The organism is Labrys sedimenti, assembly GCF_034424805.1.
Lineage (GTDB): Bacteria > Pseudomonadota > Alphaproteobacteria > Rhizobiales > Labraceae > Labrys > Labrys sedimenti.
In genome coordinates, this window is record NZ_JAXOUF010000005.1 from 273,770 (window position 1) to 285,552 (window position 11,783).

Annotated in this window: 11 protein-coding genes and 1 pseudogene; 8 read left to right on the forward strand and 4 right to left on the reverse strand. The window is 65.8% G+C overall.

Features of this window, described 5'->3' with window-relative positions:
- Window positions 1–37 precede the first annotated feature (37 nt).
- Window positions 38–613, reverse strand: a pseudogene (locus U1R88_RS18290) (DUF1036 domain-containing protein); the annotation flags it as partial.
- A gap of 124 nt (window positions 614–737) precedes the next feature.
- Entirely contained in the window at window positions 738–1,652 is a 915-nt protein-coding gene (locus U1R88_RS18295) for a DMT family transporter (protein WP_322432532.1), read from the reverse strand.
- Window positions 1,653–1,812: 160 nt separating this feature from the next.
- On the opposite strand from U1R88_RS18295, the gene U1R88_RS18300 reads away from it, so the two are divergent.
- Window positions 1,813–2,619, forward strand: coding sequence for an N-formylglutamate amidohydrolase (locus U1R88_RS18300; protein WP_322432533.1), 807 nt, complete (start codon window positions 1,813–1,815; stop codon window positions 2,617–2,619).
- Between the two features lie 215 nt (window positions 2,620–2,834).
- On the forward strand, window positions 2,835–3,080 hold the full coding sequence (locus tag U1R88_RS18305) for a DUF2312 domain-containing protein (RefSeq protein WP_068283279.1): 246 nt from the start codon (window positions 2,835–2,837) through the stop codon (window positions 3,078–3,080).
- Window positions 3,081–3,204: 124 nt separating this feature from the next.
- Here U1R88_RS18305 and soxR read toward each other — a convergent pair whose 3' ends face one another.
- Window positions 3,205–3,669 (reverse strand): redox-sensitive transcriptional activator SoxR, encoded by a 465-nt coding sequence (gene soxR, locus U1R88_RS18310; RefSeq protein ID WP_322432534.1) that lies wholly within the window; start codon window positions 3,667–3,669, stop codon window positions 3,205–3,207.
- 166 nt (window positions 3,670–3,835) lie between these two features.
- On the opposite strand from soxR, the gene U1R88_RS18315 reads away from it, so the two are divergent.
- The 4 genes from U1R88_RS18315 to U1R88_RS18330 all read left to right on the forward strand — a co-directional run bounded on the left by U1R88_RS18315 (window position 3,836) and on the right by U1R88_RS18330 (window position 8,635).
- Complete coding sequence (locus U1R88_RS18315; RefSeq protein ID WP_322432535.1) at window positions 3,836–4,414, forward strand: NADPH-dependent FMN reductase; 579 nt, start codon at window positions 3,836–3,838, stop codon at window positions 4,412–4,414.
- 157 nt (window positions 4,415–4,571) lie between these two features.
- Complete coding sequence (locus U1R88_RS18320) at window positions 4,572–5,948, forward strand: NAD(P)/FAD-dependent oxidoreductase (protein ID WP_322432536.1); 1,377 nt, start codon at window positions 4,572–4,574, stop codon at window positions 5,946–5,948.
- Window positions 5,945–7,195, forward strand: coding sequence for an NAD(P)/FAD-dependent oxidoreductase (locus U1R88_RS18325; RefSeq protein ID WP_322432537.1), 1,251 nt, complete (start codon window positions 5,945–5,947; stop codon window positions 7,193–7,195). Before U1R88_RS18320 ends, U1R88_RS18325 begins: the two co-directional genes overlap by 4 nt.
- A 21-nt stretch (window positions 7,196–7,216) precedes the next feature.
- Entirely contained in the window at window positions 7,217–8,635 is a 1,419-nt protein-coding gene (locus U1R88_RS18330; protein WP_322432538.1) for an FGGY family carbohydrate kinase, read from the forward strand.
- 229 nt (window positions 8,636–8,864) lie between these two features.
- Here U1R88_RS18330 and U1R88_RS18335 read toward each other — a convergent pair whose 3' ends face one another.
- Window positions 8,865–9,494, reverse strand: a complete 630-nt coding sequence (locus U1R88_RS18335) for an HAD family hydrolase (protein WP_322432539.1) — start codon at window positions 9,492–9,494, stop codon at window positions 8,865–8,867.
- Between the two features lie 156 nt (window positions 9,495–9,650).
- Between U1R88_RS18335 and U1R88_RS18340 the strand changes: the two genes are divergently transcribed.
- Window positions 9,651–10,241, forward strand: a complete 591-nt coding sequence (locus U1R88_RS18340; RefSeq protein WP_322432540.1) for an ANTAR domain-containing response regulator — start codon at window positions 9,651–9,653, stop codon at window positions 10,239–10,241.
- Between the two features lie 54 nt (window positions 10,242–10,295).
- Window positions 10,296–11,549, forward strand: coding sequence for a CmpA/NrtA family ABC transporter substrate-binding protein (locus tag U1R88_RS18345; protein WP_322432541.1), 1,254 nt, complete (start codon window positions 10,296–10,298; stop codon window positions 11,547–11,549).
- The last annotated feature ends 234 nt before the right edge of the window (window positions 11,550–11,783 follow it).

The following is an 11,783-nucleotide window of genomic DNA, read 5'->3' on the forward strand; positions in this document are numbered from 1 at the left end:
GCGTCATCGGCGACGGCGCGGCGGGCGAGACCACCGGCGGCGTTGTCACGGCCGGCGGATTGGCCGGAGCGGGCGCCGCACCGGAGGCCGGTGGGGCAGCCGGTGCCGGTGCAGCCGGAGCCGGAGCCGAAGGCCCTTGCGCGGGAGGCGTGTCGGCCGGAGCATTCGACTTGGGCTTCCCCCCGTTCTGGGCCTGCTCGGAAAGCTGGACCGTCCAGGCCTTCTGTTCGCTGGTATCGATCTCGAAAAAGCCGGTGCGGTTATAGCCGCGCGCCAGGCAGTTCTCGAAACCGCGAATGGTGAATTCCTTGTCGCGCGAGCACATGAAGGCGTTGCCGCTCCATTCCCCGCCCTGGTCGTAATCGACCGCATAGACATAGTAGAACCGCGCCGCCAGCGGGCCCTTCAGGATGGACTCGCAGCTGCGCGCCGCGACGTTCCACCACCCCTCGGTGAGCCAGCCCTGCTTGTCGCGATAGCCGACGGCGACGCCCACCCGGCTCGACGTATTGTTGCACAGGCGGAAATCGGCCATGGCCGGACTGGCGGCGAGCAACGGCGCCAGACAGATCACGGCTGCAGCGAGCGGGAGGCGGAGAGAGGAAGAGATCATCCGGAGCGATTCGACCTGGAGGCTGTTGTGGACCCTCTTGATATCGTTTCGTTCGGACGCAAGAAAGGCGGCAAGAAGGCGTAAACCACGGTTGCCACCACTGATTTCGGCCTCTGCGTCATTCTCAGGCCGGGCGTGGGCGCGACACCCAGATGCCGGCGATGATGATCAGCCCGCCGAGCGCCTGCAGCAGGGAGACCGGTTCGTCGAGGATCAGCCAGCCGAGCGCTGCCGCCGCCACCGCCTCCAGGAAGATCACGAGCGAGGAAAACACCACCGGCAGCGAGCCGAGCGCGACCGACAGCAGCCCCTGTCCGCCGGCGTGGCTGACCCAGGCGAGAGCAATCAGGACGAGCCAGCCCGTCGCCGCAGCCGGCAGGAAGCGCTGGCCCAGGCTCTGCGTCGCCCATAGCGCCGCCACGGCCAGAATCACCACCGCCACCACCGACATATAGAAAGTGAGCCGCGCCGCGCGGTGGCGCAGCCTTGCTTTCTCCACCGCCAGGAAATAGGCGCCGAAGAAAATTCCCGTCACCCCGGCATAGCCGTCGCCAATGAGGTGGCCCGGGGCAAAACCGAGAGACTGGACGACGAGGGCCAGCCCGCCCAGCAGACACAGGCCGAGGCCGATCAGGGCGGCGCGGCTCGCCTTGCGCCGATAGACCAGCCACCCCAGGATCACCACCCACAAGGGCGCCATGGTGGCAAAGAAAGTGGCGTTGGCCACCGTGGTATTGGTGATGGCGAGATGCCAGAAGAAGAGGTCGGCAGCGAAGAACACGCCGGTGACCAGCACCGGCAGGGAGAAGGCCGGGCCGGTGTCCGGCGCATCGGCCTTGCTTTCCTCGATCCGCATCCAGGCATAGAGCACCGGCAGGGCCAGCAGCACGCGGTAGAAGGCGCTGGCGAAGGGCCCGACATCCGTCAGCCGCACAAAGATCGGCGAAATGCCCATCGCCACGGCTCCGACGATCAGTGCGGCGAAAGCAGGCCAGAAGGCGTTTCGCACCGGGGCCGCTGATTGGACTGCAGAGCTCATAGGGAGTGGTTCCTGGCAGGTCACGCATGCGAACCAGCGTATCCGCATCCGCTCGAATTCGCGGATGGGGAAGATGCATTGGCGGTGGCGCCGGCTCAGGCTCGTCTTTATGCTGCCTCATCCGATCCCACAATATCCGTGCCTTTGGTCAGTATCTCCCTTGCAGTCCGATTTTTCGCCTATCGAAAGGCTGGATGGCCAGCCCGACTCAGGTCTCATCCTGCTCTGCGACCACGCCTCCAACGCCCTGCCCGCCGACTATGGCACGCTCGGCCTGCCGCCGGCGCAGCTCGAACGCCATATCGGCTATGACATCGGGGCACGGGCGGTCACGCACGCTTTGTCGGCACGGCTGCGGGCTCCTGCCTTGCTCACCCGCTTCTCGCGCCTGCTGATCGACCCCAATCGCGGCGCCGACGACCCCACTTTGGTGATGCGCCTGTCAGACGGCGCCCTAGTGCCCGGCAATGCCCGGACCGACCATGCCGAGATCGGCAGGCGGATCGAACGTTTTCACCGTCCCTATCATCGGGCGATCGGAGAGCTGGTGAACGAGAAGCTCGCCCGCGGCATCGTGCCGGTGCTGTTTTCGGTGCATTCCTTCACGCCGGTCTGGCGCGGGGTGCCGCGCCCCTGGCACGTCACCCTGCTCTGGGACAAGGATCCGCGCATCGCCAGGCCGTTGATCGAGGCCTTCAAGCGCGACCCTGCCCTGGTGGTGGGCGACAACGAGCCCTATGACGGTGCCCTGGAAGGCGACACGCTCCATCAGCACGCCACGTTGCGCGGCCTGCCCCACGCCCTGATCGAATTGCGCCAGGATCTCATCGGCACCCAGGAGGGCGCGGAGGACTGGGCAGACCGCATCGCACACGCCCTGTCGCCCCTGATCATCGATCCCGCCATCCGGCGCATCGAACATTGGGGATCGCGCACCGGGCCTCAGCTCCAGCCCTCGGATCGATGACGGTGGCTGTGGTAAGAGGTACCCGGCGATCCCTGTCGCGGGCTTCCGCGAGGCAGGTGAGGAAATCCCTAACCTTTATCGGAAACCTTCAAGGCGGTTTTCGAGGCGCCTTTGCGATTCTCGGCGGTTCCGCCAAATCGCAGAACGCTCTGGGACTTGACCCGACTCGGCTTTATCAGCCACATCCGCCCCCAAATTTGTCTCAGGAGTAAGCAATGACGGACGCAACCTCGGTCGCCGCAGACCAGCTCAAGTCGATCATCGAGCGCATCGAGCGCCTCGAAGAGGACAAGAAGGCGATCGCCGACGACATCAAGGAAGTCTATGGCGAGGCCAAGGCCAACGGCTTCGATGTCACCATCCTGCGCAAGATCGTGTCCCTGCGCAAAAAGCCGGCCGCCGAACGCGCCGAGGAAGATGCCATCCTGGAGCTATATCTCCAGGCCCTCGGCATGGAGTAAGGCTTCGTCCGTCCATAAGCGGATCGAGTTGGCTCGACCTTTGTCATTGCCGGGCTTGCCCCGGCAATGCAGCTCCTTTCCATGCAGCGAAGACGGGCCGCTCGATCCCCGCTGGCCTGCAGCCTCAATTGTTGCGCGTCGTCACCCAATAACGGGGCCCGGGACCGAGACGGCCGGCGCGGTCGTCCGGATTGGCGAGCTGGCAGAATTCCAGCGACAGGCATCCGCAGCTGATGCAGCGCGTGAGGCCGTTCTTCAGCCGCTGAAGCTCGGCGATCCTGGCATCGATCCGCTCGGTCCAGGGGTGGGACAATTGCGCCCAATCCTCGCCACCCGGCACGTGATCGCTGGGCAACCGGGCGAGTTCCTGCCCGATCTCCTCCAAGGTCATGCCCAGGCGCTGGGCGAAGACGATGAAGGCGATGCGCCTGAGCGTCGAACGCGCAAAGCGCCGATGCCCCGAACCGGCACGTTCGGCCCGGATCAGGCCGCGCTCCTCGTAATAACGCAGGGCTGACGCCGCCACGCCCGATCGGCGCGAAATCTGATTGATGGTGAGGGTGGGATCCATCTCGAAATGAAAGCACATTTATTGCTTGATCTCAAGTTAACTTGAACTTTTAGAGAGACTCCTGCCTTGCATGGAGACTGGGTTCGATGACGATTCGAGCAATCGACCGACACGCCAAACGATTCGAAATCAAGGAGCGTTCCTGCCTTCGGCGCCTTGAGCCGAGAGACCATGGGAGGCCGGCATGAGCAGGCAGCCGCTCCGCCTGGGCCTGATCTATGGCAGCAGCCGCCGCGGCCGCTTCTGCGACACCATCGGCCAATGGGCCCATTCGCGGATTGCCCACACCCGGCAGTTCGACATCGATATCGTCGATCCCCAGCAGATCGATCTTGCGGCACTGCTGCATCAGGAAGATTGCCCGGCGAGGCAGGCACTGCGCCGCCGGCTGGCCGACGCCGACTGCTTCGTCCTGGTGACGCCGGAATACAATCACGGCTATACGGCCGCCGCCAAGCTGATCATCGATGCGGCCGGCCGCGAATGGGCGGAAAAGCCGATCGCCTTCGTCTCCTATGGCGGCATTTCGGGCGGGTTGCGGGCCATCGAGCAATTGAGGCTGGTCTTCGCCGAGTTGCATGCGATCGCCCTGCGCGACAGCGTGAGCCTCGCCAATGCCTGGCGGGCGATCGACGCCGAGGGCCGCCTCATGCCCGGCCCCGAGGCCAGCCAGGCGATGGACGTGCTGGTCGGGCAGCTTCACCGCTGGGCAGGCACACTCCGGCAGGTCCGGCAGATGGATGCCGCCATGGCTTCGGCATAGACCTGGCGAACCTCGGTCGTGCCGCAGCCCGCCACATCAAATAGGTGTCAATCTTCATGAGGGGTGATAGTACCTCCAGCCAGTAGCGAAGCAGCCGCGAATTTGCTCAGATGGCACGACAGGCTCGCGCCCGGCGGCCTGCGGGGAAGACGGCACAATGGTCAGCGATGTCGCCATCATCGGCGCAGGGGTCGTGGGTTGCGCGATCGCCCGACGCTTTGCGCTGGAAGGGCTCGCCGTCACCCTGATCGAAGCCGGCGGTGATATCCTCTCCGGCGCCAGCAAGGCCAACAGCGCCATATTGCATACGGGTTTCGACGCCCCGCCCGGCAGTCTGGAACACGCCTGCATCCGCGACGGCTATGCCGAGTATCTCGAGATCCACCAGGCGCTCGGACTGCCGTTCCTGCGCAGTGGCGCCCTCGTCGTCGCCTGGGACGAAAGCGAGGAAGCCGGCCTCGAAGGCATCCGCGCCAAGGCGTTGGAGAACGGTATCGACAATGTGGCTGTGATCGGCCGGGCGGAGCTGCGCGCCAGGGAACCGGGCCTGTCCGAATCGGCGCGCGCCGCCCTCTTCGTGCCGGACGAGGCGCTGATCGACCCCTGGAGCCCCTTCCTCGCCTATGTAGAGCAGGCCATGGCCCATGGCGCGACCGTCCTGCGCGGCACTCGCGTCATCGGCGGCCAGTTCGACGGCCTGGTATGGCGCCTGGAAACCACGGCCGGGCCTGTCGAGGCTCGCAGCGTGATCAATTGCGCCGGCAACCATGGCGACGAGATCGACAAGGCTCTTCTCGGCCATTGCGCCTTCGAGATCCGTCCACGCAAGGGCCAGTTCGTGGTGTTCGACAAGGCGGCCTACAGGCTGGCTTCGGCCATCATCCTGCCGGTGCCCAATGAACGCACCAAGGGTGTGGTGGTCACGCGTACCGTGTTCGGCAACCTGCTCGTCGGCCCCACCGCCGAGGAACAGCAGGACCGCGACCGGGCCGACGTCGACCACGACGCCCTCGAAGCCCTGATCCGCAGGGGTGTCGAGATCCTGCCGGCCCTGGCCGGCATGCCCGTGACCGCCTGCTATGCCGGCCTGCGGCCGGCCACGGAAAAGAAGGACTATCGCATCGATGCCTATGCCGAGCGCAACTGGATCAGCGTCGGCGGCATCCGCTCGACCGGCCTGTCCGCCTCGCTCGGCATTGCCCGCCATGTGCTGCGCCTCTACCAGGAGGCAGGCGGCAGCATCGCGCCAGTCGCAGCCGGCCCCGCCTCCCCGATGCCCAATCTCGCCGAGCATCTGCCGCGCGATTATGACCGGCCGGGTTATGAGGAAATCATCTGCCACTGCGAATTGGTGACGAGGCGCGAGATCGAGGCCGCCCTGTCCCGCCCGCTGGCCGCCGGTGATTTTGGCGGCCTGAAGCGACGCACGCGTTGCGCCATGGGGCGCTGCCAGGGCTTCAACTGCAGCGCCAGGCTCGCGAGCCTGACTAAGGGCCGTTTTGCCGTACCCCTCGACAGCGGAGCGGCGCGATGAGTGCGGCCGAGACGATGGCTCCGGATGTCCTCGTGGTTGGTGGCGGCCCCGCCGGCCTGTCGGCGGCGACCACGCTCCGGGAACTCGGGGTCCACAGGGTGGTGCTGCTTGAGCGCGACACAATCGTGGGCGGCATTCCGCGCCATTGCGGCCACTCGCCCTTCGGCATGCGCGAATTCCGCCGCATCCTCTCGGGCACGCGCTATGCGGCGCGGCTGGAGGCCCGAGCGAGGGACCGGGGGGTCGAGATCCTCACCCGCCACTCGGTGCTCTCGGTGCAAGACGGGCTGGTCAAGGCTGTGTCACCCGATGGCCTCGTCGACTACCGGCCGCGGCGCATCCTGCTGGCCACCGGCACGCGCGAGGCCTCGCGTGCCGCGCGGCTGGTGTCGGGCGAACGCCCGCTCGGCATTCTCAACACGGCGGCGCTGCAGGCCTATGTGCATCTGGAAAAGCTCGCGCCTTTCCGCCGCCCCGTGATCGTCGGCACCGAACTGGTGGCGATGTCGGCCATCCTCACCTGCCTGTCGGGCGGCATCCGCCCGGCTGCGGTGATCGAGGCGAACGCCGACCCCACGGCCCGCTTTCCCTTCTGGCTGCTGCCGCGCCTGCTCGGCATTCCCGTACACTACCGCAGCGAAATCGGCGCCATCAATGGCAAGGGTCGGGTACAGCAGGTGGTCACGCGCTCGCAAGCAGGAGAGCTCGGTATCGATTGCGACGGCGTGCTGTTCACCGGTGCCTTCACGCCGGAATCGGCCCTGGCCCGCCTCGGCGGCCTGGCGATCGACCAGGGCAGCGGCGGCCCGGTCGTCGATGGCTTTGGCCGTACCCGGGACGGTGCGATCTTCGCCGCCGGCAATCTGCTCCGGCCGGTGGAAACCGCTGGCTGGTGCTGGGCCGAGGCACGGCGCATCGCCGGCAGCATCGCCCGCGACCTCGAAGGCGGGTTGCCCCCGCGCCGTGCCACCATTCCGATCCGCACCGGTGCGGGCATCAAGCTGGTCGTACCCCAGGAAATCGACTCGGGGGAAATCGGCCATGCGGATCTGCCCCGCGCCTTGCCGGAACTCCAACTGCGCCTCTCCGAACGGTTGAGAGGAACCCTGACGCTTTCGGCCGGCGATTCCGCACTGTGGTCGCGGACGATCGCATCCGGGCCGGAACGACGAATCCTGATTCCCACCGCACGTCTCGCCATTCCGCCTGCAGCGGTCGAGCTGACGCTGCAGGTGGTCCAAAGCTAAGCGCCATAGGAGCAGTTCTCGATGGCAAACATCGTTGCAATCGATCAGGGCACCACCTCCACCCGTTCCCTCGTGGTGGACGAGGACGGCGCCATCGCCATCGTCAAGGCCATCCGGCACGGCCAGCATCATCCCAATCCGGGCTGGGTCGAGCACGATCCGGAAGAATTGCTGGCCAATATCCGGATCTGCCTGGAAGCCGCAGGTCCGGCGGCGGCGATCGGCCTGTCGAACCAGGGTGAAAGCTGCCTGGCCTGGGATGCCGTCACCGGCAAGCCTCTCTCCCCCGTGATCGTCTGGCAGGACGGCCGCACGGCGGACATAGTCGAAGGGTTGCGGGCGGACGGCAAGGCCGCGACCGTGCTGGAACGGGCGGGCCTGCCGCTCGATCCCTATTTTTCCGCCACCAAATTCCGCTGGATGCTCGACAACCTTCCCGAGGTTGCCAAGGCTCGCGCTGCGGGACGGCTGCGCCTGGGCACCACCGATGCCTTCTTCCTGCAACGCCTGACGGGCGAGTTCGCCACGGATGCGACTACGGCGTCCCGCACCTCGCTGATGAATCTGGCGACGGGAGCCTGGGACGAGGAACTCTGCGCCCTGTTCGGCGTGCCCCTCGACAGCCTGCCGCCGATCCGGCAGACCGTGGCAGCGTTCGGCAAGACGCAAACCGGGCCGATCACGGCTTCGCTGGTCGACCAGCAGGCCGCCCTCTACGGCCATCGCTGCCGCCGCGCCGGCGACCTCAAGATCACCTTCGGCACCGGCGCCTTCTGCCTGGCCGTCACCTCGACGATCCCCAAGGCACCATCGCTGACCGGCGGGCTCTTGCCGACCGTAGCCTGGCATATCGGCGATCGCCCGACCTATGCCCTCGATGGCGGCGTCTATGACGTCGGTTCGAGCATCGAATGGGCGATCAAGACCGGGATCGCCAGCGGCGTCGACGATTTCCACCAGTTCCGGCGACCGCCGGCGATCGAACGCGGGCTCGTCTTCGTGCCGGCCTTTTCGGGCCTCGCCTGCCCCCATTGGGACCGCACCGCCGCCCCCGTCATCATCGGCCTGACACCGGCCTCCGATTTCGCGGATCTGCGCCAGGCCCTGCTCGAGGGCATTGCGCTGCTCACCTGCGACATCCTGGCGGCGATGGAGGCCGAAGTGCAGACGGGCGATGTGATCGCCATCGACGGCGGCCTGTCGCGCAGCCCCTATTTCTGCCAGTTCCTGGCCGACAGCGCCGGCAAGGCCGTCGCCTTGTCCGATTTCGACGAGACCACCGCCCTGGGCACGGCCCAACTCGCAGCCCTTGGCATCGGTGTGGAGATACCGCCCGTCTCGGCTTCGAACCGGAAGCTCTACGAGCCCGGCGAGGCCCCCCGCGAGCGCTGGCGTGAACGCTTCCGCGCCGCCGTCGGGCGCACGTCGGGCTGGCGCTAGAGCGTTTTGCGATTTGGCGGAATCGCCAAGAGTCGCAAAGACGCGTCTATAACCAAAGAGCTAGAGCAAAGACGCGTTTCCGTCTAAACGCGCTTTGCTCTAGGAGCGCTTGGAACATTGTCCGGAGAAATTGGCTAAATGTGCCTTCGTTGATTTTGAGGGGCTACGCGACCCTGGCGACAGGGGCGAGCGAGGCGGCGATTTCCATCCCGAGATTTGACAAGACCCGTCACATGGCAGGTTGCGTACCTAGCAGGCCCAAAGCCCGCAGGTCCCGGCGCAGGGTTTCGGGATCGCGGAAGCGGATCGCCTGGAAGCCGAGGCGCGAGGCGGTGGCGATATTCTCGGCATTGTCGTCGATGAAGACACAATCCTGGGCCGACAGGCCGGTTTCCTGCAGGAACAGTTCAAAGATCGCCGGATCCGGCTTGGCCAGCTTTCTTTCGCCCGAGACGATCAGCACCTCGAAATGGGAGAGGAAAGCATAGCGCTCAACCGCGATCGGAAAGGTTTCGGATGACCAGTTCGAGATCGCATGCAGGGCCACTTCTTCCCGGCGCAGTTCCTCCAGGATGGCGACCGTCCCCTCGATGGCCCCGCCCAACATCTCGGCCCAGCGCGCGTGAAAGGCGGAAATCAGCCCGCCATGATGAGGAAATTCCGCGGAAAGCTCGGCTACCCCTTCGGCGAACGGCTTGCCGGCATCGAACTGGCCGTTCCAGGCCGGCGTACAGACCTCGGCGAGGAAGCGGCGAGCGCTCTCCTCGTCCGGCAGGAGCTGGCGATAGAGATAGAGGGGATTCCAGTCGATCAGCACGCCACCGAGATCGAACACCACCGCCTTGATCGGGTCTGCCACAGCTGTCTCCCTTCACCTGTTTATGCGTCTAATTGCATGATTATGCGCTTTTACGCAGCTTCATGCATGAACGCAATCCCCTCTACGCTTGCCTTTGCAGCATGCTGCCTAATATCGCGCCTTGCTTCGCTGGCGCGCACGCCCGAAATTGCCGGAATGAGCGACGCGCCCCTGCATGTCCTGCTGATCGACGACAATGCCATGAGGGCTTCCGTCATCGAGGAGGGCCTGCGCGAGGCGGGGCACCAGCGCGTCACCATCATTACCCAGATGCGCCATCTGCTGCGGCAGGTCGTCGAGGCCGATCCCGACGTCATCTTCATCGATCTGGAGAACCCCAATCGCGACGTCCTGGAGCAGATGTTCCAGGTCTCCCGCAGCGTGCACCGCCCGGTGGTGATGTTCGTCGATCAGTCCGACAAGGCTGCGACCGAGGCGGCCATCGATGCCGGCGTCTCGGCCTATGTGGTGGATGGCCTGCGCAAGGAACGCGTCCGGCCGATCCTCGACATGGCCATCAGCCGCTTCAACGCCTTCCATCGCCTGCGCGAGGAACTCGACCGCACGCGCCAGGCGCTGGAGGATCGCAAGACCATCGACAAGGCGAAGGGCATTCTGATGAAGAGACGGGGCATCAGCGAGGAGGAGGCCTATGCCCTGCTGCGCAAGACGGCGATGAACGAAAGCCGGCGTGTGGCCGAGGTGGCGCGCAGCCTCGTCACCGCTGCCAAGCTGCTGGACAAATAGGCCTGATATGAGCGGTCACGACGCGGACGGTGCAGAATTCCGGGAGTACGGGCGATGAGCAGCAAGGACAGGGACAGCACCGCCGATCTGACGCTCGGCTTCATCCCGCTCGTCGACGCCGCCCCGCTGGTCGTCGCCAGGGAAAAGGGCTTCGCCGCCGCCGAGGGCCTCGAACTCAGGCTGATGCGCGAGACCTCCTGGGCCAATATCCGCGATCGCGTCATGCTCGGTCATTTCGATGCCGCCCATATGCTCGGGCCGATGCCGATCGCCTCCACGCTCGGCCTCGGGCATGTCGAAGTGCCGATGATCGCCCCTTTCTCGCTGGGCCTCGGCGGCAACGCCATCACGCTCGCGCCGCCGCTCTTCGCCCGGATGGAGCAAGAGGGCGCGGATCTTGCCGCCGGCCCGGCTGCCATCGGTGCCGCCCTGGCCAAGGTCGTCGCCAACAGGCAGGCGGCGGCGCAGCCTCCCCTCACCTTCGCCGTCGTGCATCCCTTTTCGGGGCATAACTACGAATTGCGCTATTGGCTGGCCGCTGCCGGCATCGATCCCGACAGGGATATCAGGCTGGTGGTCCTGCCGCCGCCCTTCATGGTCGACGCCATCAGCGAAGGCCAGATCGACGGTTTCTGCGTGGGCGAACCCTGGAATTCGCTCGCGGTCGAGGCCGGGGTCGGCGTGATCGCCGTGACCAAATCCACCCTCTGGCGCCAGGGCCCCGAGAAGGTGCTCGGCTTCCGGGCCGATTTCGCCGAGCGCGCCCCGGACCGGCTCGCCGCTTTGCTGCGTGCCCTGCATGCCGCGGCCCGCTGGGCTGAAGATGCCGGCAATCGCGAAGAGCTCGCTTATATCCTCGCCGAGCCTGTCTATCTCGACAGGCCGCCCGAGATCATCGGCCGGGCGCTGAGCGGCACACTGGTGCGCCGCCAACACGAGGCGGCCGCCGAGATCCCCGATTTTCTGGTCTTCCACGACCATGCCGCCAACTTCCCCTGGGCGAGCCACGCCCTCTGGTTCTATTCGCAGATGGTGCGCTGGGGCCAGGTGGACTACAGCGCCGCCCTCGTCCGGCGGGTCGGCCAGGTCTATCGCCCGGATCTCTATCGCGCCGCCCTTGCCGGCACCGGCGTCGACCTGCCCCGGGCAAGCGCCAAGGTCGAGGGCGCTTTGCGGCAGGCAACGCCGGTCGCCTCGCGCCATGGCACCATGGTGCTCGGTCCGGACGGCTTCTTCGACGGGAGGCTGTTCGATCCCGACGACATCGAAGCCTATCTGCGCTCCTTTGGAGTGTCAGCCTCCGGCTGACATCGTTGTCGTCGCCAAACGTTTCGTTTCCAGGATGTCAGCCGGAGGCTGACACTCCGACATTTCCTGCGCTGCGCTGAAAATATCGGCAAATCCATGCTGCGGCGCACAATATTTGATCTTGCCTAAAAAAGCAGCCTGCTTCTAAACTGCACACAATAAGAGACAGAGGTCTCTTTCCGCAGCAGGGTCAATGACGGCCCGATAAGCGGCTTTCCTTGAAGATTCTGGGCC